This is a genomic window from Enterococcus sp. DIV0774 (assembly GCF_050539095.1).
Lineage (GTDB): Bacteria > Bacillota > Bacilli > Lactobacillales > Enterococcaceae > Enterococcus > Enterococcus faecalis.
Window position 1 is genome coordinate 2,339,289 of the sequence record NZ_CP172923.1, and the last position, 21,355, is coordinate 2,360,643.

At 38.6% G+C, this 21,355-nt stretch carries 20 protein-coding genes; 2 read left to right on the forward strand and 18 right to left on the reverse strand.

Annotation, left to right across the window (positions count from 1 at the left end):
- Nucleotides 1–80 precede the first annotated feature (80 nt).
- From thiI to IGL86_RS11330, 4 genes are all read right to left on the reverse strand, one after another.
- Complete coding sequence (gene thiI, locus IGL86_RS11315; RefSeq protein WP_010707108.1) at nt 81–1,295, reverse strand: tRNA uracil 4-sulfurtransferase ThiI; 1,215 nt, start codon at nt 1,293–1,295, stop codon at nt 81–83.
- Nucleotides 1,296–1,453: 158 nt separating this feature from the next.
- Entirely contained in the window at nt 1,454–2,767 is a 1,314-nt protein-coding gene (locus IGL86_RS11320; RefSeq protein ID WP_002355107.1) for an NCS2 family permease, read from the reverse strand.
- Between the two features lie 180 nt (nt 2,768–2,947).
- Nucleotides 2,948–3,652, reverse strand: a complete 705-nt coding sequence (locus IGL86_RS11325) for an SDR family oxidoreductase (protein ID WP_430605605.1) — start codon at nt 3,650–3,652, stop codon at nt 2,948–2,950.
- A 33-nt stretch (nt 3,653–3,685) separates the two neighbouring features.
- Nucleotides 3,686–4,267, reverse strand: a complete 582-nt coding sequence (locus IGL86_RS11330) for a DapH/DapD/GlmU-related protein (protein ID WP_002355105.1) — start codon at nt 4,265–4,267, stop codon at nt 3,686–3,688.
- A gap of 107 nt (nt 4,268–4,374) precedes the next feature.
- Here IGL86_RS11330 and IGL86_RS11335 point away from each other — a divergent pair, with 107 nt between their 5' ends.
- Entirely contained in the window at nt 4,375–5,259 is an 885-nt protein-coding gene (locus IGL86_RS11335) for a LysR family transcriptional regulator (protein WP_002365269.1), read from the forward strand.
- 19 nt (nt 5,260–5,278) lie between these two features.
- Here IGL86_RS11335 and rbsU read toward each other — a convergent pair whose 3' ends face one another.
- The 4 genes from rbsU to rbsR all read right to left on the reverse strand — a co-directional run bounded on the left by rbsU (nt 5,279) and on the right by rbsR (nt 8,602).
- Nucleotides 5,279–6,166, reverse strand: a complete 888-nt coding sequence (rbsU, locus tag IGL86_RS11340; RefSeq protein WP_002414144.1) for a ribose/proton symporter RbsU — start codon at nt 6,164–6,166, stop codon at nt 5,279–5,281.
- A 20-nt stretch (nt 6,167–6,186) separates the two neighbouring features.
- Nucleotides 6,187–6,582: a D-ribose pyranase gene (gene rbsD, locus IGL86_RS11345; RefSeq protein ID WP_002359153.1), complete on the reverse strand. Its 396-nt coding sequence runs from the start codon at nt 6,580–6,582 to the stop codon at nt 6,187–6,189.
- Between the two features lie 15 nt (nt 6,583–6,597).
- Nucleotides 6,598–7,515, reverse strand: coding sequence for a ribokinase (rbsK, locus tag IGL86_RS11350; protein WP_002381157.1), 918 nt, complete (start codon nt 7,513–7,515; stop codon nt 6,598–6,600).
- A 91-nt stretch (nt 7,516–7,606) separates the two neighbouring features.
- A complete protein-coding gene (gene rbsR, locus IGL86_RS11355; protein WP_002370032.1) occupies nt 7,607–8,602 on the reverse strand; it encodes a ribose utilization transcriptional repressor RbsR in 996 nt (331 codons plus the stop codon).
- 211 nt (nt 8,603–8,813) lie between these two features.
- Between rbsR and IGL86_RS11360 the strand changes: the two genes are divergently transcribed.
- The gene (locus tag IGL86_RS11360) at nt 8,814–9,788 is read left to right on the forward strand and encodes an alpha/beta hydrolase (RefSeq protein WP_033625690.1); all 975 of its coding nucleotides are present in this window, start codon (nt 8,814–8,816) and stop codon (nt 9,786–9,788) included.
- A gap of 63 nt (nt 9,789–9,851) precedes the next feature.
- Here the strand turns inward: IGL86_RS11360 and IGL86_RS11365 are convergent, their stop codons facing one another.
- The 10 genes from IGL86_RS11365 to IGL86_RS11410 form a co-directional block, all read right to left on the reverse strand.
- Nucleotides 9,852–11,219, reverse strand: coding sequence for a PTS ascorbate transporter subunit IIC (locus IGL86_RS11365; RefSeq protein ID WP_002355097.1), 1,368 nt, complete (start codon nt 11,217–11,219; stop codon nt 9,852–9,854).
- Between the two features lie 14 nt (nt 11,220–11,233).
- A complete protein-coding gene (locus tag IGL86_RS11370) occupies nt 11,234–11,533 on the reverse strand; it encodes a PTS sugar transporter subunit IIB (RefSeq protein WP_002355095.1) in 300 nt (99 codons plus the stop codon).
- 1 nt (nt 11,534) lies between these two features.
- The gene (locus IGL86_RS11375) at nt 11,535–13,544 is read right to left on the reverse strand and encodes a BglG family transcription antiterminator (protein WP_430605606.1); all 2,010 of its coding nucleotides are present in this window, start codon (nt 13,542–13,544) and stop codon (nt 11,535–11,537) included.
- A gap of 165 nt (nt 13,545–13,709) precedes the next feature.
- Nucleotides 13,710–13,934 (reverse strand): hypothetical protein, encoded by a 225-nt coding sequence (locus IGL86_RS11380; protein ID WP_002415869.1) that lies wholly within the window; start codon nt 13,932–13,934, stop codon nt 13,710–13,712.
- A 46-nt stretch (nt 13,935–13,980) separates the two neighbouring features.
- Entirely contained in the window at nt 13,981–14,382 is a 402-nt protein-coding gene (locus IGL86_RS11385; RefSeq protein WP_016616802.1) for an LPXTG cell wall anchor domain-containing protein, read from the reverse strand.
- The gene (locus IGL86_RS11390; protein ID WP_010707083.1) at nt 14,363–15,496 is read right to left on the reverse strand and encodes a DUF916 and DUF3324 domain-containing protein; all 1,134 of its coding nucleotides are present in this window, start codon (nt 15,494–15,496) and stop codon (nt 14,363–14,365) included. Before IGL86_RS11390 ends, IGL86_RS11385 begins: the two co-directional genes overlap by 20 nt.
- Nucleotides 15,497–15,583: 87 nt before the next feature.
- A complete protein-coding gene (locus IGL86_RS11395) occupies nt 15,584–16,273 on the reverse strand; it encodes a WxL domain-containing protein (RefSeq protein WP_010713776.1) in 690 nt (229 codons plus the stop codon).
- A gap of 426 nt (nt 16,274–16,699) precedes the next feature.
- Nucleotides 16,700–17,671 (reverse strand): dimethylarginine dimethylaminohydrolase family protein, encoded by a 972-nt coding sequence (locus IGL86_RS11400; protein ID WP_033625807.1) that lies wholly within the window; start codon nt 17,669–17,671, stop codon nt 16,700–16,702.
- Nucleotides 17,672–17,782: 111 nt separating this feature from the next.
- Nucleotides 17,783–19,228: an alkaline phosphatase gene (locus tag IGL86_RS11405; RefSeq protein ID WP_002381148.1), complete on the reverse strand. Its 1,446-nt coding sequence runs from the start codon at nt 19,226–19,228 to the stop codon at nt 17,783–17,785.
- Between the two features lie 87 nt (nt 19,229–19,315).
- A complete protein-coding gene (locus IGL86_RS11410; protein WP_425268170.1) occupies nt 19,316–21,229 on the reverse strand; it encodes an endonuclease MutS2 in 1,914 nt (637 codons plus the stop codon).
- Nucleotides 21,230–21,355 lie beyond the last annotated feature (126 nt).

Genomic DNA, 21,355 nt, shown 5'->3' on the forward strand with positions numbered 1-21,355 from the left:
CCCTCTCCGAGCAACTTGTTTGTGAAATAAGTACAAAATAAATACAGTGACGTCTAAGCGACCGTCACTGTATTTATTTCTTATAGGAAATCTGCAAATTCGTCTTCTTGTTTATCTTTCGCTGTTTCTGCTGAAATCTCTGTAATTTTGAGTCCTTCTAAGGCCCGAGCCATTAAACCTTCCAAGTCTAAGCGCGCTTCATAATCTTGCGCTTTATCCAAGCGAGGTCGTGTTTTCGGTTGCGGTGGCGCAAAAATTGTACAACAATCTTCGAAGGGTTGGATGGCTAATTCAAACGTGTCAATTTTTTCGGCAATTTCGATAATTTCTGTCTTATCCATTGAAACAACAGGTCGAATTATCGGTGTTGAGGTAACCTCATTAATTGCTACCATACTTTGAAGTGTTTGCGAAGCCACTTGTCCTAACGATTCACCATTAATAATGACTAAACCTTTCCGCATTTCACGAATTGCATCTGTTAAGCGTAACATTAAACGTCGTGTAATGGTCATTAAGTAGCCTTGGGGAACAACTCGTTTTATTTCTTCTTGAATTTCTGTAAAGGGCACTTCAATAAATTGAATAGTTCCTACATAAGGGACTAATTTTTCAGCTAAATCTTTAGCCTTTTGTAACGCTTGTTCACTTGTATAAGGCGGACTAGCAAAATGGACAGCTTCCACTTCCACGCCACGTTTCATAGCTAAATAACCAGCAACTGGTGAATCAATGCCTCCTGACAACATCAACATACCACGACCACTGGTGCCCACTGGCAATCCACCCGCACCGCGAATCGTTTCATAAGATAAATACGCCGCGTCTTTACGAATTTCAATTCTTAAGTTAATATCAGGCTTTTTCATTTGTACTCGAATTTCCGGAATGGCTTCAATAACAGCCCCACCTAATTCTTGATTCAAGCCATTTGAATCAAGTTCAAATGAATGGTCCGAGCGTTTAGCAGTAATTTTGAACGTCTTACCTGGCGTATAAACTTCCCGAACAACCTCTTGAACCATTGCACGAATCGCTGGCATTTCTTTTTCAATACGAATACTTGGCGAAAAATTTTGAATCCCAAACACTTTACTTAGTTTCGGAATCACTTCTTCACTATCTTCCCCATTTAATAAAATATGCATTCTGTCTCGATCTGCATGGATTTTCAATGCTGGAAAATCAGCTAACGCACGTTTCACATTTTGTGCTAACTGCATGATAAACGTTTTACGATTTTTTCCTTTAGTTGATAATTCGCCATAGCGAACCATAATTTCTGTATATTTCACTCAATTAATTCCTCTCTGTTCCTGTATCTTCACAGGTCAATGTCTTTGCAAATTATACATCAAATAAGGGGCGTTTTTCTAGTGCTTAGTCGAAAAAAATAGTTGATTCATAAGTTCATTGTCTTATGAATCAACTATTTGATAACTTTCTCTCTTGCTTATTGCGCATTCAGGATCCACATGAATCCGACAAAAACAAAGAACAAGCCATACATAATTGGCGAAACTTCTTTCCCGCGTTTTGCCGCAATCATTGTAATTGGATAGAAGATAAAGCCTAAGGCAATCCCATCTGAAATGCTGTATGTCAATGGCATTCCTAACAAGATTAAGAAGGAAGGAATCGCAATTTCCATCTCGTTCCATTTAATTTTGCTTAAGGATTGTGCCATCAAAACACCAACAATAATCAACGCTGGTGCTGTAACTTGCGAAGTGACAACTGCTAACAAAGGAGAAAATAGCAAACTGAAAATAAATAAAATCCCAGTTGTAATAGCTGTGATTCCTGAACGACCACCCACAGCAATCCCCGCAGATGATTCGACATATGCGCCAACTGGCGATGTCCCTAATAGAGAACCAGCTAACATAGCTGTTGAATCAGCGGCTAAAGCTTTCCCCACACGCGGCATTTTATTGTCCTTCATAAAACCTGCTTGATTGGCTAAGCCCACCAACGTACCAGCGGTATCAAAGAATGTTACTAATAGGAACGTTAAAACCACGACCCACATTTGAATCGTATTGATATCTTTCACATGTCCTAACGCCACTAAAAATGTTGGTTCTAAACTTGGCGCGCTTGAAATAATCTTATCAGGCATTGGAATAACGCCTGTCGCTAAACCAACAATCGTTGAAATCGCCATCCCAATAAAAATACCACCAGGCACTCGACGAACTAACAAAATTGCAGTTACGACTAAGCCGACAATGGTGACCCACGTTGAACCAACATTCAAAGGTCCTAAGCCAACGAGTGTCGCATCATTAGCCACAATTAAGCCACCTTGGCTTAAACCAAGAAAAGCAATAAACAACCCGATTCCACCTGAAATGGCAAATTTCAAGTCTGCAGGAATTGCATCAATAATTAGCTCGCGTAATTTAAAAATTGTAATTAAAATAAATATCAATGAAGCCACAAAAACGCCTGCTAATGTCGTTTGCCAAGGAATCCCCATACCAACAGAGACTGAATAAGCAAAGAATGCATTAATTCCTAAAGCTGGTGCTGTCGCAATCGGATATTTCGCCAACACACCCATTAAAATACAACCTAAAGCACTCGCTAAAGCGGTGGCAGTAAAAACAGCGCCTTCGTCCATGCCAGAAGCACCAAGTACGGTTGGATTAACGAACAAAATATACGCCATTGAGATAAATGTGGTGAAACCAGCTAACATTTCTCGTTTCATATTCGTATTCAATTGTTCAAGTTCAAAATATGAACTTATTTTTTCTTTCATGTTCCGTCCTCCTAAAATCTAAATATTTTACAATGTTCGTAAAATATTCAATTTATTAATGAAACAACGTGTTTAATCATATAATAAACCAACAAATAAGTAAATATCAAATTCTAAATTCTGTAAAAAACGAACAATCACGATTAAAAAAAGTATTCCTTTCTAGGAATACTTTTTAAATTAAATCGTTTGTGTGGTCGGGCGAACAACCATTTCACTGATTGACATACGATCTGGCGTGTCTATGGCAAAGACCACTGCTTGCGCAATGTCTTCCGCCTTTAAGCCCCAACTTAACTGTTCTAGATGTAACGTTTCAGCTACTACTCGATTAGAAATTGTTTGATAAAGTTCTGTTTGTACAGCACCTGGTGAAATAATCGTTGATTTAATGTTATTCTCTCTTTGTTCTTGTCGCAATCCTTCCATAATTGCTCGAACAGCAAACTTTGTTCCACAGTAGACAGCCGAATCTGGATAAACGACATGTCCTGCCACAGAATCAGTAACAATAATCTGCCCTGATTTTTGTTCAACCATAATTGGAAGAACTGCCGCAATGCCATTTAAAACACCCATAATATTAATATCTAGCATTTGACGCCATTCTCCTTTTGGTGCTTCAATAAGAGGCGCCGTTGGCATAACTCCTGCATTGTTAAAAAGAACATCAATTCGTCCATATTTTTCCATTGTAAGCTTGATTACACGCTGAACTTCCTCTTCTTTCGTTACATCTGCTTGTTGCACGAGAATCGTTGCTTCAGGAAGTTCTTTTTTTATAGCAATTAAACGTTCTTGTCGACGTGCTGCAATGACTAACTTCGCTCCTTTTCTGGCAAGTAAACGGGCTGTTGCCTCACCGATGCCACTGGAAGCGCCCATGATAACAATAACTTTTTTCTGATAATGATTTCATTATATTTCCTCCTTATCTTCCTGAATCCAACGAATAATTTTAGCTGGTGTTCCTGCAACAATAGCGTTAGCTGGCACATCTTTAGTTACAGTCGCATTAGCTGCTACGATAGCATTTTCACCAATCGTAATACCTGGTAAAACAGTGACACCCGCGCCTAACCACGCAAATTTTTTAATGGTAATTGGTGCTAGCAATACGCCTCGCCGTTTCATTGGCAGTTCCGGATGATTGACACTTAAGAGATTAACGCGCGGACCAATTAAAACATTGTCTTCAATTATAATGCCCCCTAAATCAACAAACATAGCTGCCCGATTAATAAAAATATTTTTACCAAAATGTATATTGCGTCCAAAATCTGTATAAAAAGGCAATAAAATCGTAACGGTTTCGTCAATTTTGTCTTGGATAATCGTGGCAAGAAGATTCCTTACTTCATTATGTGTATAGGCTTGTTGATTTAATTCTATTAAATATCGACTATTTTCCTCTTGAATCTGATGAATAAGTTGAAATAGTGGTTCATCTTTATCAATGCTACCTGTTGCAATTAGTTCTTGGAGATTTTTTGTAAGCATTCCTAATCGCCTCCTTTTGCTAAATTTATCGTAATACGTGACAACTCCTCTGTCTAATACTTATAATAAATAGATAAGTATGCGTTTTAGTTATAGGAGGGAAAGTAATGGAATTACGAGTGATTCACTATTTCTTAGCAGTGGTCCAAGAAAAAACGATTAGTGGCGCAGCCAAACAATTGCATGTATCACAGCCAACATTATCTAAGCAATTAAAAGAATTAGAGGAAGAATTAGGCGTGACATTATTTATACGAGGAAATCGACAAATACAACTAACACCTGAAGGAGAATATTTAGCTAAACAAGGGCAAGATATTTTAAGCTTAGCGAATAAAACAGTCACCAACTTGTCGCAAAATGAATTCATTAATGGCGAAATCACGATTGGTGGCGGCGAAACAAAAGCTATGTCTTTTTTAGCGAATGCACTACAACAAATAACAAGCCAGCACTCAGCTGATATTCACCTTCATTTATACAGTGGGAATGCAGATGATGTAATAGAACGGCTAGACAAAGGATTATTAGATTTTGGTTTAATTATTGAGCCTGCACCTAAACAAAAATATAGCTATTTAACATTACCAATTGTAGATACATGGGGCTTAATTACTGTAAAGGACCATCCCTTAGCCACTAAAAATGTTATTACTGCAGCCGATTTAAAAGAAGAACCTTTATTTATTTCTCGACAAGCACAAGTTCCGAGCCAACTCTCTGATTGGCTCGAAGCAAGTCTAGATCAGTTCCGAATCGTTGGGACCTACAACTTACTTTACAACGCTTCACTGATGGTAGAAGCTGGGCTAGGTAGCGCCCTAAGCATTGATGGTATTCTAGAAACAAAGCAAACAAATTTACGTTTTATCCCGCTATATCCTGCTTTAACAGCCAAAATTAGTTTAATTTGGCGCAAAAATACGGTTCTTTCCACAGCTGCTGCATTATTTTTAGAACAAATAAAAAAAAGTATTCAACGCCCTGAATAATAGGTCGTTGAATACTTTTTTAAATCATCACTGTGATCGTAGCTGCTGCCAAAATCAAAACTAAGCCGATAATCGTTACGGTCATTTCCTTGGCTGTTTTCTTTTGACCTAAGAACCAAATACCTGTCAACGTTGCAAGCACAACTGATGTTTGGGATAGAATAAAGCCCGTTGCCAAGCCGTTCATATCTGGCTGCGCTGAAATTAAATAAGTTAACGCTGCAAAGGCGAAGAAAAAGCCTGAAAAAATTTGTTTGTAAGAAACAGCTTCTATAAATGGCGATATTTCCCCACCCTTAATAGTGACAACTGCTGAGTAAATAACTGCGACAATTACCATGCCTATTGCTTGTGGTAAAAAGGCATGCATGCCATCAATTGCCGTCGCTTGGGGTGCTGCAGAGTACGCCCAATAGCCGATTTCACCAACGGCTAATAGAAGAACTGCTTTTTTCATAATCCCAGCACTCTCAGCGGACTCCGTTTCCGACCAGACCGTCATTTTGGCACCAATCATGATTAACACTAAGGCAAATGCGCCTAACAATTTAGCTGTCGCACCTGGCCAGTTTCCTAAGAAAAAGACACCCCAGAGAGAAGCACCTAAAAGTTGGAACGCGGTCGTTACTGGCATAGCACGTGATGACCCAATCATCGTGAAGCATTTAAATGTAATGATTTGCGCACAGGCCCAACCGACACCAGATAAAATTGAAAAGAATAAATCCATGCCCGTTGGAAAAGCTAAACCATTAATCATTGAAAAAATAGCGGCAAAAATTAATGTTCCTAAACTGGTCCCGAGAATTTGATTCACTGGACGACCACCAATTTTGGAAGCGATTGTTGGGAAAAGCCCCCAACCTAGAAGCGGTCCTAAACCGATTAATAATGCAGTCGCATTCATCTCTATTTCCCCTCTCTCGTTTAAAAGACAACGTTACTTTCTAATAAAATATTTGCGTAAGGGGTCATTTCCCCTGTCCGAATAAATGCATGGCAGTTGTTTAATTCTTGTTTCATTTCTGTATGAGGAATAAAACTGATGGGAGTTTCTGGTAAACGAGTTTCAATTGCTGCCAACATGTCAGGATTTTCTGTTTTAATTTCTTCTGCTAAATAAATTCGTTGAACTGCCAATTCCTCAAGAACATTGTTTAAAACTTCCATAAAACTAGGGACACCATTGGTAACTGCTAAATCAATTTTTTCTGTAGTCCGAGGCACTGGCATGCCTGCATCACCAATACTTAATTTATCAAAATGACCCATTTGTGCGATGACGCGGGAAATATCTGAATTAATAACTTTTGTTTTTTTCATGTCGCTCGCTCCTTTTTATTTGTCTGCCAATTCGTGTTGATAAGGAATCGAAGGTTGGGCTCCAAAACGTTGAACAGTCAACGAGGACGCCTTGTTTCCATAACGAATAGCTTCTTCCAAATTGCTAAAGTCTTTCTCTAATATACTACTTAATGCGCCAATAAAAGTATCGCCAGCAGCCGTTGTATCAACCGCTTTCACTTTAAAAGCAGGCACAATACCACTTCGTCCATTGACGTCATAAAAGGCTCCTTTACTACCTACTGTAATAATTACTGCTTCAATCCCTAATTGATGAAGTGCTTCTGCGGCTTTACGCATACTCGCTTCATCTGTGATTTTAATGCCTGTCAAAATTTCGGTTTCTGTTTCATTTGGTACAATCATATCTGTCACGTTTAGTAATTCTTCAGGAACTTGTTCTAACGCAGGTGCGGGATTTAAAATCGTTTTGACGCCTGCTTTTTTAGCAATTTTAAACGCTGCAATCGTACTATCAATCGCACTTTCAAATTGGGCAATCACAAAATCACTTTTTTCAATAATTTCTTGATGTTCCTGTACTTGTTTTGGCGTAAAGGCGTTATTGGCTCCTGCGTAAATCATAATGCTATTTTCACCAGCGTTATCTACCATAATAAAGGCTTGGCCAGTAGCTGTTTTCTCTAAAGTGGTGACCCCAGTTAAATTAATTTCATCTTGACTCATTAAATCAGTCATCATAGCTCCAGCGCCATCATTTCCCACAGCACCAATAAAATATGTTTCTGCGCCTGAACGTTTCGCTGCAACTGCTTGGTTTGCTCCTTTACCACCACCCGCTGTAAAATGTTCAATGGCGTGAATTGTTTCGCCTGGTTTTGGCATTTCTTTGACTCTTAATGTTGTGTCTAAATTGATACTTCCGATAATTGTAACCGCGTTCATTTTCATCCACCTCAATAAAATTTATTTTTTCATTCTAATTAAAACGTTTTAGTAAAACGTTTTAATTCCACAACAAAAATATAGCACACCTTGAAAGCTATTTCAAGGGTGCTGTCGAAAATCGTTCAATCAGTTGGACAGGCAAGGTTTGCTCCTCCCAATCTTTTGCAGGCTGATGGATTCTTTCCAATAATAGAGTCGCCGTAGTTTGCCCCAATTGAAAAACAGGTTGAGCAATTGTTGTTAGCGGCGGCGAAACATACTCGCACATATCAACATTGTCATAACCAATAATACTATAATCCTCAGGAATTTTTTTGCCCGCTTCTGCTAATCCTCGATATAAACCAAAAGCAATTTCATCATTGATAGCAAAAATTCCGGTGCTCTCTGTTTTTAAAATTTCGGGGACAGCTTGGTAGCCGCCAGTTTTTGATAATTCTGTTTCGATTAACTGGACCTTTTCCGTATAAACAGAACAAAAACCTTTTAACCGTTGCTGAATATTGACTGGCGCATGTGGTGGCATTACCACGACGACCTGTTTATGTCGTTGCTCTTGTAAATGCTTTGCTGCTAGTTGCCCACCTCTATAATCGTCTGTCAAAACAGCATCGCTAAAGCCTTCTGCTTTTTTTTGGTCAAGTACAATAAATGGAATCTTTTTCGCACGTAGCGTTTCATTAATCGTTTGATTGGAAATTTCAGAACTTGCAATCACAAAACCATCGACACTGCGACGAATCAACTCTGTTAAATATTCATGTTCTCTTGTAACATCTTGGTCCGCATTGCATAACATCAGTATAAAATTTTCTTTGTATAAAACACTTTCAATTCCTCGAATCAATTGCGCAAAAAATGGGTTGGTAATATCAGGTACGATTACGCCAATTGTCTTACTTTTTTTCATCACCATACGTTGCGCAAAATAGTCGGGCTGATAGTTTAATCGCTCTTTTGCAGCCAATACTTTTTCGACCGTTTTCCCACTAAACCGTGCCCCATTCCCGTTTAAAATTTGTGAAACGGTAGTAATGGAGACACCTGAGTCATTGGCAACATCTTTAATTGTAACCTTTTTATTTGTCATCCTACTTCTCTCCTTGCCGTGAACGCGCCCATTCACCGGACCTCTTAATCTCATTTAATTTACTACAATCATTTACTTTACGCAACCACAAATAAATACGTACATTCGTTTAAACCGTCCTTTCATCCCTTCAACAAATTTCGTTGTTCTACTTTTAAAATGTTATACTGTAGAAAAAATGATTTACTTTTTGCTGAATGGAGGGCCTTAATTGAAAAAGAAATCGATTGGTTTGTTGTTAGCTAGCGCATATTTGTTCCACACACGTTCTCGTCAAAAATCATTAAAAGCCTGTCTTTTTGAAGATTCTTTACGTCTTTCCCAAATTGCTCGCCTTGAACGAAATCCGAAAGTCACCAAGGCTTTTTATCATTGGCAACGATCATTAAATGAACAAATAACTTTGCCAAAACATTTACGTCATCTTTTTCCTCTTCAAGAAATGACTCAATTTCCTACGATGTATCGCATGTCAAACTCCGTTATTGCGCCTACCAAGAAAGCTGTACTGTACCTGCATGGTGGGGGCTTTACATTGAATCTCGCCTATAGCCAATTAGACTTTAGTTATAAACTAATTGAAGATCTCCCTTTTGCAACAGACTATTTTATCCCTGTATATCCATTAGCACCAAATAAGTCTTTTGCTGATATTTATAATCATTGCTATGCTGCTTATCAAGAAATTTTACAGCATTATGATCCCGAAGATGTTATTTTATTAGGTGATTCTGCTGGTGGCACATTGGTTTTAAACGTATTGCAGAATTTAGCCATCGATTTCCCTGAACGATTACCAAAAGCTGCTGTTTTAATTTCTCCTTGGTTAGATGGACATTTAGACATTCCTGTTGCCAAAAGTTATCAAAAAAAGGACAAAATGATTGGCATGAACTATTTACAATTAATTGCCCAAGAGATTGATGACACGGCTAATCACTCCACGCTTTCTTTAAATTGCTTGTCCTTTGATTATCAAAAATTTCCGCCACTTTTTTTCGTGGGCGGCACACATGAAGTTTTTTGTCCTTCCTATCACCAATTTTTAAAACAATTAGGGCCACGACCACAAGATACTTGCCGATTGGTGCCTGGCATGCAACACGTTTTCGCAATGAAACAATACTTGCCAGAAGGACGACAAGCGCGGAAACAAATTGCACAGTTTATCCAAGAACAATGGTAAAAGGCAAATGGGACAGAAGTCAAAACGACTTCTGTCCCACTTGCTTTTTTTAGAATAAAACACTTAGTTTTCTTCGGCGACTTTTTTCTCCCGCATAGTCAAAACAGCGCTAGCCAAAAGAACAACCACTACAAAAGCAATGATTCCTCCTACTAAAAGACTCGGACCTGCCTCACCTAATTTGCCTAAAAATAGGCCTGGGATTAAATAATCTGTATCCGCAAACGTTGAGGATGCTAACTGTAGATCACCCAAGACTGGTAAAATAAATAACGGTAACCAACTAATTAATAAGCCATTAAACGCAGCCCCTAAAATCGCTCCTCGACGTCCCCCTGTGGAATTTCCAAAAACGCCTGCCGCGGCACCACAGAAAAAGTGCCCAACAACACCTGGTATAATCACAGTGGTATTCAGACCAACCATCGCTAACATTGAAATAGTTCCCACAATAAAGCTCACAAAGAACCCAATCAAGACAGCATTTGGCGCATAAGGAAAGATAATGGGAACATCAAGTGCTGGTTTAGAATTAGGCACTAATTTTTTAGCAATTCCTTGGAAAGCTGGCACAATTTCTCCTAAAACCATCCGCACACCTTGTAAAACCACTACGAAACCAGCCGTAAAGGTTCCTGCTTGAATTAATGAAAAGATAATCGCATTTTCGCCATTGCTTAACTCATGCTCGACATAGCCTGTCCCAGCCAGCAAAGCCAAAATCACATAGACAATCGACATCAAAATCATAATTGAGATGGTTGAGTCTCTTAAAAAACCAAAACTTTTAGGAATTTTAATATCTTCCGTTGACTTTTCTTTATTCCCAAAGACTTTTCCAATAAAGCCACTTGCCGCATAACCAATATTCCCTGTATGCCCCATTGCTACTTTATCATTTCCAGTAATTTGTTTCATAAAGGGCTGACAAAGAGCAGGTGTCACTGTTAATAAAGTTCCTTCAAATAAACCACCTAAAAGAATCATTGGTAAACTAACGCTAAAACCGGCCCCCACTAAAATAACGGCTGTCAAACACGAAACGTACATCATCGCTTGACCTGTCAAAAAGATATATTTAAAACGTGTAAAACGCGCCAACAGAATATTAACAACCATGCCTACCAACATAATCAGAGCAGTTGGTGTCCCATATTGTTGCAAGGCAATCGCTACAACCGCTTCATTACTAGGCACCACGCCTTGTGTATTTAACGCGGTTTGGAACATCTCCGCAAAGGGCGTTAACGAGTTCGCTAATAGCCCTGCGCCACCAATTAAAACTAAGAAGCCGACGAATGTTTTCAACGTTCCTTGAACAACATCAGAAAATTTCTTTTTCTGTAAAACTAATCCCAACAAAGCAATTAATGAAACCAGAATCGCTGGCTGGCTAACAATTGAAACAAATAAATTCAATAAAGTTTCCATGTTTTTCCTCCTTTTTATTGATGTGCAATGCCATTGTCATCTAAAACTTTCAAGACTTTCTCCTTCGTTTCATCGTAATCAATAATCGCATTTAAAGGAATGATTTTTTCATCAGGAATTGACCCTAAAGCATCTTGCAATGTTTTTTCGACAAAGAAGTAATCAGCCATATCACCACTGGCACTCCCGACATCTGTGTGATCAATTTGAAAATTATCTGTATCAACACCGACTTCCTCTAAAATTTGTTGGATATTCATTTGCACCATAAAACTTGTTCCTAAACCACTTTGACAAACTGTAAAAATCTTCATCTTATTTCTCTCCTTCTTGGATAATTGATAGTATTTCTGGGACGGTTTCAGCCGCCACTAAGCGATGTAATGATTCTTTTTTTGATAGAATTTTTGTCAGACTAGATAAGGCCCGTAAGTGTGTTTCGTTATCTGAAGCAGCTAAACAAATAAAAAGGTGAATTTCATGCTTAGAATCTTCTAATAAATCGACACTTTTTTGGATTTTTAGTAATGACATGCCTAACTGATTAACGCCATCTTCTGGTCGCGCATGAGGCAATGCTACGTCTGGACAGATATGGATAAATGGCCCAAACGATTCGACTTTTTGAATCATTGCATCAATGTACTTTTCCGTAATACTGCCCTTTTTTAATAACGGCTTGGCAGCTTCTGTGATTCCCGCTCGCCAGTCTGCAACTTCAGGCAGGACTTGGACTGTTTCTGTTGTTAATAATTCCGATAACATTGGACGCAGATCCTCCTCTTTTTCTAAAATTTTGTTCATTTTACGATGCAAGACACGATATAACTGCGCTTCTGTGACTCCTTTTTTTAAGGAAATGTAAGGTTTTAACGCATCTAAAATATCTTTAACATCTGGCATGGAAATACCTGGCAATAACCAATCTGATTGAACTTGGTGCATCAATTGATTTTTCTCCAAAGAGCTCATAATGGGCTTGGTAAGATAAACCTTTTTGGCTGTTTCAATAGGAACCGTTGAGAAAATGATGTCATAACTTTTTTCAGATACATTCTCTATTTCCCTCACCGCATTCGTTTCTTTAAATTCAATCATTGGAAATAGCCGACGCAATTCCGATTGCAAAATCAACGAAGAACTGATGCCACTTGGACAAACAATTAGCGCTTTTAGCTTTTCTTGCCGCTGTTCATTTTTTTGGCCGAAAATTTCTCCACCAAATAGTATGGTAAAAAAACCAATTTCCTCTGACGGGATTGAACGTTTCGTTAATTTTTCTAAAGGAGCTAACGCTTGTTCACAAAGATGATAAAGCGACCGATACGATTGTCGAATATCCTTGATTAAAACATTGGGCAAGTAAAAGCCATAGTTAATCCGAAAATAAGCAGGAACCAGATGATAATACACATTCATGAGCAATTCACGAGGCTGTTCAAATTGAACGACGGCCAATAATTCCATTTTCCGAATAATTTCACCAGAAATATCTAATAAAAACTCTAACTTCGTATCTCGCAATTCGCCTTGCAAGGCTGTCATTAAACAAATCGTGAAAAAAAGACTCTCAGTTTCTACATTCGCCACTGGCCCAACTAAATCACTTAAAATACGATGACTGACGGGATAAGCGCGTAAGGACTGAATTAACTGGTTCTCATGCCAGACGACTGTTTTATATTTGCCTAATCTTTTTTGAGAAAAAGCAAGAAAGTAACTAATTTCATCCAATCTGCTGGGTACCAGTTGAAGCTGCGCTTCCTGGACGGCTAATTGAATGCCGTCACGTATTTTTGCGTATTGGCTCATTTGATGCTGACTGAGCCAGCAAAATAAAGCGAAGGTGCCCGACTTTTGTTGTAAGAGGCGGGCAAGCCAATTTTTCCCGAAACGACGAATCCGAAATTCATCTCCTTCTAGGTAAAACCCTCGTTTTCGTTCGTAGGATAAAGCAATGTTTTCAGTTGCTAGTTGGTGTCGTACTTTTTTGATGTCCGCTAAAATAGTACCTTTCGAAACATCTAAAAAATTTTGGTAATGATACACCGATAGTTCTTCGATTTCTGAATAAGTGAGTAAAAAAATGAGTGTTTGTCTTTCTGTTTCGCTATAAATCACTTGACGTTGTTGAAAAAGTTGTTTTCCCCATTCATTTGCGGAAAGGTTTGGAATGCTGACGATATTCTGTTGAACTTCTCCGCCTATTGTCGAAAGTTGCGTCACTAATTCTCGTTGCGAAAGATCGGTTATTTGTTGAGCCAAAGAGAGCGCAATTTTTTGCCCTGCATACTCGTCAAGGAGATAACTTATTTTATAATTCACAGCTGTGTCCTCCTCCTGTAATTATCATATAATGATAGCGCTTTATTTTCTATCTAAGTTGGGTACAAATGTCTACTGTACTTTTTTGATAAATTGTACCGTTCTTTATTTTAAAGTTAACAAAAACCCGTTGCAAGTTTCTTAAAAACTTACAACGGGTTGTCATTATGTTAATTGTGTTTGTAATGCGATATTCAGTAAGATGGCTATCGCTACCCAGCCGCCACACATCACCAGAAGCAGCCAACTAAACATTGATTGTTTTACTAAAGACTGCTTAGGCTTTGCTTGGTGAACAAAATTCATGCTACTTACTAAGAATAGTAAAAATAAAGCAAAACAAAGGACGGCCAAGCCAGCACAAATCCAAATCCACATCGTAATCTCCATCTATATTCCTCCTTCTACAATTGACTCTGTTTATAAAAACAGCACATTATTTTTCCTTTTTCCTTTTTTTATTCAAATAATAGAAACTTATTAGTACTACGAGTAAACAGGCAATACCAAGGCTGTAAAGCCACGTGCTATTTCGTTCACCTGTCCTTGGTAAGGACGTCTGTGCAGCTGTGGGATTCGTCTTAGCAGTGGTTTTTCTGCTCACTTTGTCTTGTTGTTGTGACGTTTTTTTACCTTTATTAGTGACTGGTTGTTCTGTTGACTTAGTGCCACCTTTCGTTTTTAGAGGTGCCTTCCCTCCATAAAACGTCACACCGATATTCGTTTGTCCCGCTTCTTCTGCAAAGCTCTCAGAAGAAGCGGTCAGAATCGCAATGCTGACGGTTAAAAGTATTCCCAATGTCACCAGAAGTGATCCTTTACTTTTCGCTGTCATCATCGCGCACTCCTTGTCTATTTTTCAAGGCTGCCTGTTTTTCTTGTTGTAAATAGGCTTGTTGTTTTAGTATCGCTTTCTGTTGTGTAAAACGCCAAATAGCTAGAATTAGACTCACAATTGTTGCAGCTAACAATCCATAAAAAGCTTGATTCCACCAAGTCGGTAGGACCAATTTCACTACTGCTTCTTTGTTTAATTTCTTGGCTTCTTGACTACTGATGGTAAATTCTTGCTTAAACGGCCACACTTGTTGTTCATCTTCTTTCAAGACCGCTTCTCCTTCAAAAATATAGGTTCCTGGACGTACATCTTCTTTTCCAAAATCTAAGTGGAAGTTCATCGTCGAATTTGGCGCAAAACGAACACTTGGTAAAATCCGTTTGGCATATTCTTTCGTTTCGCCTTTTTTCGTTACTTTTCCTTCTAAACGTACTTCAGGAAAAATAGCGGATGTCGGATTCTGAATAACCGCTTGGACCGATTTATTTCCTAAAGCAATGGTCGGAACTAATTTAACTAATTGAAGAGTCTCTGCTAGATACATCGGTGTATCTTCTGACATTCGTAAAGCAATTGCTACATTAAATCCATATCGACTGGTTAAACCCGTTGATTTTCCTTTTTCTTCCTTTTCATCTTCTGCAAGCGAAGCATAAACACCACCCAAAACTAATCCTTGGAAACCATTCGCTGGAATTTCGACAGTCATTTTGGCTGTTACGGTTTTCTTAGCGGGAACTTTTACATGTTCCTCAGGTAATTTAATTAATGTTGTCAAGGGTACTTTTAAACTTGAATCTGGTTTTTTCTCAAAATCATTGTACACAATTAAACCATTGTCATTCGTCACAGCATTCGCCAAATTTAAATCAATCGTTAATTCTTCATTTGTTTTATTAATTAATGACAGTTCTACTTCTTGTTTCTGTCCTGGTTTCACAATGAGATCGTAGTAGGATTGCGTATTTTTCGCTTGATTCTCTGGAATATTGGGTTTAACTGTAAATTTTGTATTCATGTTGTCATCCGCTTCTTCTGCTTGTACAGCAGAAGGGATGCTTAATGCCATCACACAAATAAAAACTGTGACGATTAGCCAGCGCATTGTCTTCATTATTTGTTCCTCCTATGTATCGAAAAGGAGCCGTGCACCAGTGCGCAGCTCCTTTTCTAGTAATGCAGTATTCTCGTTAGTAACTGTTTATGGCGCAGCCACTAATGTCCAAGTTACGTTACCTGTATACGCACCATTTGTAATTTTTGAACTAGGTGTTGTAATGTTTAATTTTACATTTGATAATTCAGAATCCCATGTACCTTGACCTTTACCAACTGCTGCTGTAGCAATTGATACAGCTGCTCCACCTACTGGAATAGTTGTTCCAGCAAATTCAGGGCTTCCTGGGTCTGCTGCAAAGGCAGCCACATCACGTGAGTATGTTTTTGCTGTTTCATCGTATTTAGCTACCGCACCTGTTTGCGCAAAGGTAATTGAACCTTCTAAAGTAGCAGTACCATTTTTCATTTCAGCAACGCCTGCAGTAACTGACCAACCAGCTTGTGTTCCACGAACATCCCCGACCGCATAACGTTTTGTTTGTGTACCATTTGCATCTAATGAAATCGCTGATAAATCAGAACTAACTTCTGTCGAAGCAAATTTGAACTCTGTTGGAACATATAACAAATCAAAATTTGTATTCGAGCCTGGTTCTGGTTCTTGTGTGCTTCCGTCATCTCCATCACCATTACCACCTGGCAATGAACCACTTGTCATCTCTACGTTTGCTGGTGTTGTACCAGTCGTTGTTGCATGTGCTGCTGCAGGAGCGATGCTTGCCCCTAAAATTGCCGTTCCTGCAAATAAAGTTACCAATGTTTTTTTCTTCATTTTACTCTCTCCTTTATTATCTTGGTTGATTAATGAATAAAAAAGTGAAAAACTTTTCTATCTCAGTAGAACGTAAACTAAGTATAGCGAAAAAAAGACTGCTTGTGATTTCAAATTTTAAACACCTCATGCAAAAAAAATGAATTTACTATAACATCACGGTTCCAACGACTTTTCGTGTCTTTGAAAACGTAATTTTCAAAAGAGATATTGTTTTTCCCCATTTATAAAGTGGTAATTTTATAAAAAAACAGCGAGAAAACGTCAAAACATTAGTAATGAACACTAACATTTTGACGTTTTCTCGCATTTATTAAATCAAAATTTCCTCAATATTTTAAAAAAAAATAGTGAAAACTAAAATTATATCGTTTTCATAGACAAAACGTACATTTTTTCTTACGAAAATTGATAATCACTCGCTGACTATTCTCTAATCAACGCTTGCGTTGTACAACGGAAAGAACCACCTAACATTCTAGAAACATGGTAATCAATTGCCTCAACTTTGATACCTTTTGCTTCTATTTGAGGAATTAAGGTTGTAAACGATTGGTCCGTTATATACGTTTCTTCGTTAAGCGGTAGACCATTTGTCACTAAATACGCTGCTTCTTCCAAAGTAACGTGAATTTTTTCCCAGTTTGCTAATTGCGCAGGAAGTCCATCCAAAAAGGCCTCTTCACAAACAATCATCAAGCCTTCTCTCAACAAGCTTAACGCACAATCTAAGTGGAGAATATGCGGATGTAACCGAACCGGCACCACTTCATAACCAAAATGACCAATCATATTGGCTAACCACTGAATTCCTGCTAGGTTACTTGCCAAGCCAGAGTAGCCCACAAAAATTGTTTTTCCTAAAACTAAAACATCGCCGCCTTCAATAAAGGGACCTGCTTCACTTAAAGCCCCTTCAGAAATGTCAGGTTGTGGCGCAGCAAAATAATAGCCTTCTGCTTCTTGTGTCCACTGCTGAATAATCGGACGAATTGGTAAAATTTCTTGTCGACGGTGTTGAAATCTTAAGTTTCCTTCTATTAAGAGATTGCCAATTGTAAAAAAAGGGTCTCGTGAAAAGAAGTTACTATATCCTACGCCCAATTCCTTGCCATGTTCTTTTTCATAGGTTGTCAATAAACGTGGACGAAATACTTCTACGCCATAAGATTCTAATACTCCTTGCATGACTTCTTTTTCTTTTTCCCAACGCACTTGTTGTTCTGGTGCAAAGTCTGCTAAATCACGCCCTTCATTATTCTGTGTTAAACGGGCATTTTCCTCTGTTAAAAAAGTCGTATCCGCTTCATCAAATTTATCTGGTAAACAAAATTGCGATTGTGCTAAAACAACTGAACGCAACGGTGCAAATTCACTTTCAACATGCATTTTTTTCATTATTTGACCTCACTTTTATCTGGTTACCTTCATTATAACAGAGATAAAATTTTTATGCCTTCAATGAAGAAAAAGCAGAACTTCTATACGTTCTGCTTTTTCTTCATTTTGTTATTTGCCAATACCTTTGTCTTTAATCTCAGCTTTTTGCCCGGTGCCATCTACTAAGCCAAAAATAATCTTCGCTTGGTCTGTATTATCAATTTGTCCTGAAAAAGCTTCTGCTTGCGGGCCATAAGCATAGACATTTACATCTTCTCCTGTGTGTCCACCAGTAGTCCAACCAGTATTCGAACGTTCATCAAAAATCTTTCTTAATGCCTGAGCGATTTTTTCAACATCTTTTGACTCCGCAGCTGTTTTCACTGCTTTCAATTCAGCCTCACTTAATTGAAAATCAATATACTCAGTCACTGTTTTTTCCACATTACCATTTTTAATAATTTCTTCTGCCATGAAATCAGGCGTGCGTTTTGCCGCATGTAAAGGCTCCGTCAACCAGTTGTATTGATCTCCTTTGCCTAAAGACAAGCCACCTGTTGAATGATCTGCAGTTGTAACCACCAATGTTTCACCATCTTTTTTGGCAAAATCGATAGCCTTTTCAAACGCCGCTTCGAAATCTTGCATTTCGCTCATCGCGCCAACAATATCATTGCTATGCCCGGCCCAATCAATTTGGCTACCTTCAACCATTAAAAAGAAGCCTTTTTCATTTTTATCTAAACGTTGAAGAGCCGCTTCTGTCATATCAGCTAATGAAGGAACTTCTTCCGTTCGGTCAATCATTTTAGGTAGCCCGCCTGGTGCAAACAAGCCTAAAATTTTGTCGTCTTGGTTCTCATTTAACGACTTTTTGTCTGTGACATGACCATAACCCGCTTGGGAAAATTCTTTGACTAAATCACGATCTTTCCGCGCAAATAATTCGGAGCCGCCGCCAAGTAACACATCGACTTTGTGTTGTCCGTCGATTTGATCATCAAAATAGTCATCGGCGATTTCTGCCATATTTTTGCGTGAAACATTATGTGCGCCATATGCAGCAGGGGTTGCATGTGTTATTTCAGATGTTGCTACAAGCCCCGTTGATTTCCCCACTTTTTTCGCACGTTCCAGCACTGTTTCTGTTTTGGACTTGTCATTATCGAGTGCTATAGCATTATTATAGGTTTTTACTCCGGCAGCCATCGCTGTCGCTGCGGATGCTGAATCGGTGACATTCTCTTCTTCATCTTCTGGATAAGTGGCTTGCTGTCCGACTAAATAGGTATCAAAAGCTGTTTGGGGAACACGCTTGTCTGAGTGATTGGCTTTGAAATAGCGATAGCCCGTTGTATACGGATTCCCCATGCCATCTCCAATCATAAAAATAACATTTTTTACTGGTGCTTTTTCAGATTCAGTTGCCTTCGCTTCAGCAACCTCTGTTTGTTTTTCGCCGCTTTTCTGTTCAGATAAATTTGTACAACCCGCTAATGTTGTGAATGTTAATAAGGTAACCCCTAGCAAAGCTCTTTTCTTCATTTCCTTGTTTCCTCCTTCATATCTACCCATACATTGACTATAACAAGTCTTAGTTGATTTCTGATAAATAACAAGTAAACAAAGTGTTAAGTTGTTGTATTGCTTCTGTTAAGTTCCTTATTTGTCGCGTCTTGCTGCTCTTTTTTCGGCCTCTTTGCGTAATTGTTTCTGCGCTTTTTTTGAGCCGCGTTCAATATCTTTGAGTTTCTTTCGTTCATGGAAATCTGTAAATAAACTTTCTAAATCATAGTCTTGCGGATATAGATCTTGTGCTTTCGCTTGTAATTTCAACCGTCTTCGTGGTACATTTTCAATTTTATCATTCACAAATACTTGGATTTCTTGTTCACCCTCATCTGTAAAAACCAACCCAATTTGTTGTGTTTCTGTCAATAGGACACGATCACCTTTTTGATAACGGTGTGTTTCTTCTACAAACGTGGCAAAGGTCGTTTCTTTTGCTTTCAGGGGTTTAAATAGACTTCGATTAGTAGGGTATTCTTTCCGCTGAATATAATGAGCCGCCTTTTCAATGAGCTGTGGCTCCATCTTCATTTTACGTGCAATCCAAAGCGCCTGACTATCGCCAACTTCACCAATTTTCAATTGATATTTGGGCGTTAATGTTTCACGATCGAAGGCCATTGCGGCGGGCACAAAATCATCATGTTCTTGGGCAAAACGTTTAATTTCACCATAATGGGTCGTCGCAACTACCAAGGCCCCCTTTTGATACATCGTTTCCATGATCGCAATCGCTAAGCCAGCTCCTTCGTTTGGCTCGGTGCCACTGCCAATTTCATCTAATAAAACAAGTGTGTGTCGCTTAACATTACGCAACATTTCCGCAATATTTTTCATGTGCCCAGAAAAAGTGCTTAACGCATTTTCCAGATTTTGCTGATCACCAATATCGACAAAAATTTCATCTAATACTGGAATCTCTGTGCCCGCTTGTGCTGGAATTTGCAACCCAAATTGTGTCATGACAGTCAATAAGCCCACCGTTTTCAAGACAACCGTTTTACCACCAGCATTGGCACCTGTAATGACAAGTCCTCGATACTCTGCTCCTAAAGAAAACGTCAATGGTACTGCGTGTTCTAATAAAAGAGGGTGTTTTCCTTGAACAATGCGCAAGCGTTCTTCTTTGTTTACTTTTGGCGTAATCCCACCAATTTCGCGACTATACTTTCCTCGTGCAAAAATAATATCTAAGGTGGTCATTGTATCGACGGCTTGATCGACAAGTCGTTCTTGCTCATTAATTAACCCAGTTAGTTCTGCCAAAATTTGATATTCTTCCGCTGTTTCTTCCGCTTTTAAGAGTGTCAATTGTTCATTTAATTTACTAATTGCTACAGGTTCAATAAAGACCGTTTGTCCTTTATTGGATTGCTCAATGATTGTGCCTGAAACCTTATTTTTATAGCTAGCTTTGATTGGTACCGTGTAATGTTCCCCTTTTTTCACCATCATATTTTCTTGAATATACAGTTGATTATTTTTATTGCGTAAAAATTTGGTGACTTTTGTTTCAATTTCTTGTTGGCATTCATTGATTTGACGCCGAATTTTTCGAAGTTGACGGGAAGCATCGGTGACAACTTTTTGGTTATGGATTTTCGTATAAATTTGTTCTTCGATTGCTCTGAAATCAGCTAAGTGCTGACTGTAACTAAATAGGCGTGGTGTTTGGTATTGATTTTTTTCAAAAAACTTCTGGATTCGCTGACTACTTCTTAAAAAGTCAGCCACCTCAATCAATTCGTTTGGTGTAAGGATTAAGCCTTTTTTCACTTGTTGAAGCAAGCGGGTAATTTGGCTCAAGCCCATGAAAGGGACGTGTTGTCCGCTATCAATAATTAAGCGGGCCTCGGTTGTTTCCGTTAAGCGGGACTGCACTGTTTCTAAACGTGTTGCAGGGACCATTTTCGCCAACCGTTCTTTACTATACTCGCCAATCGCACGTGTTTGAACTTCTTTAAGAATTGTTGTAAATTGTAATTTTTGAATGGTTTCATGATTCATTTGTTTTTTCTTCCTTTCTATCACGAAAAGAATACCTGGCGCCTTTAAATAAAAACCAGTTTCTACAGAAAAAAGAGGACAGCGTTCTACCGCTGTCCTCTTTATCATTGGATAAAGGTTACTAAA

Coding starts and splice junctions, on each gene's coding strand:
- IGL86_RS11395 (WP_010713776.1), bottom strand. CDS start 16,273: ATGAAGAAAAAAACATTGGTAACTTTATTTGCAGGAACGGCAATTTTA.
- IGL86_RS11335 (WP_002365269.1), top strand. CDS start 4,375: ATGGAATTACGAGTGATTCACTATTTCTTAGCAGTGGTCCAAGAAAAA.
- IGL86_RS11405 (WP_002381148.1), bottom strand. CDS start 19,228: ATGGGTAGATATGAAGGAGGAAACAAGGAAATGAAGAAAAGAGCTTTG.
- IGL86_RS11390 (WP_010707083.1), bottom strand. CDS start 15,496: ATGAAGACAATGCGCTGGCTAATCGTCACAGTTTTTATTTGTGTGATG.
- IGL86_RS11330 (WP_002355105.1), bottom strand. CDS start 4,267: ATGCTTACAAAAAATCTCCAAGAACTAATTGCAACAGGTAGCATTGAT.
- IGL86_RS11370 (WP_002355095.1), bottom strand. CDS start 11,533: ATGAAGATTTTTACAGTTTGTCAAAGTGGTTTAGGAACAAGTTTTATG.
- rbsU (WP_002414144.1), bottom strand. CDS start 6,166: ATGAATGCGACTGCATTATTAATCGGTTTAGGACCGCTTCTAGGTTGG.
- rbsK (WP_002381157.1), bottom strand. CDS start 7,515: ATGAAAATGAACGCGGTTACAATTATCGGAAGTATCAATTTAGACACA.
- rbsR (WP_002370032.1), bottom strand. CDS start 8,602: ATGACAAATAAAAAGGTTACAATTAAAGATGTTGCCAATGACTCAGGT.
- IGL86_RS11325 (WP_430605605.1), bottom strand. CDS start 3,652: ATGGGCGCTTCCAGTGGCATCGGTGAGGCAACAGCCCGTTTACTTGCC.
- IGL86_RS11410 (WP_425268170.1), bottom strand. CDS start 21,229: ATGAATCATGAAACCATTCAAAAATTACAATTTACAACAATTCTTAAA.
- rbsD (WP_002359153.1), bottom strand. CDS start 6,582: ATGAAAAAAACAAAAGTTATTAATTCAGATATTTCCCGCGTCATCGCA.
- IGL86_RS11365 (WP_002355097.1), bottom strand. CDS start 11,219: ATGGAAACTTTATTGAATTTATTTGTTTCAATTGTTAGCCAGCCAGCG.
- IGL86_RS11385 (WP_016616802.1), bottom strand. CDS start 14,382: ATGATGACAGCGAAAAGTAAAGGATCACTTCTGGTGACATTGGGAATA.
- IGL86_RS11400 (WP_033625807.1), bottom strand. CDS start 17,671: ATGAAAAAAATGCATGTTGAAAGTGAATTTGCACCGTTGCGTTCAGTT.
- IGL86_RS11380 (WP_002415869.1), bottom strand. CDS start 13,934: ATGGAGATTACGATGTGGATTTGGATTTGTGCTGGCTTGGCCGTCCTT.
- IGL86_RS11320 (WP_002355107.1), bottom strand. CDS start 2,767: ATGAAAGAAAAAATAAGTTCATATTTTGAACTTGAACAATTGAATACG.